We start from the raw sequence: 405 nt of genomic DNA, 5'->3' as shown, positions 1-405 counted from the left end.
CTGTTGACTCAATATCAGGAATTTTTAATTCCGGTATCTTCATCGTATTAAATGCTGTGGAATATACCATATTATGATTTGTATTTGTATTTAGATTTAAATCTTTTACTATATGTGAGTAAGGATTATGTTTATACGTAATAGCTAGATGAATAGATTTATTAACTTTATTAAGTATCCCCTTAAATGTCTCTCCCTTTTCTATTGTTATACGTATAGGTACTGTATTAACAAAATAACCAAAAGTATTTCGTTCTTCTGTATGTGGTCTAGTATTAATTGGAATACCAACAATTATCTCTTCAGCATTTGTCATTTGATGAAGTAAGGTACAATAAGTACTTAACATTACTCGATAAATACTTATATTATTTTTTTTAGCAAAACATTGTATTTGATAAAATA

The 405-nt window shown here is 26.2% G+C and carries 1 protein-coding gene; it reads right to left on the bottom strand.

The features are described 5' to 3' along the window. Positions 1-405: condensation domain-containing protein (locus SB717_RS33910; RefSeq protein WP_410907196.1), on the bottom strand; the 405-nt coding region annotated here is incomplete at both ends.

The organism is Priestia sp. SIMBA_032 (genome assembly GCF_046535215.1).
In the GTDB taxonomy this organism is placed as follows: domain Bacteria; phylum Bacillota; class Bacilli; order Bacillales; family Bacillaceae_H; genus Priestia; species Priestia aryabhattai.
This window is presented reverse-complemented; position numbering and strand designations above follow the sequence as displayed.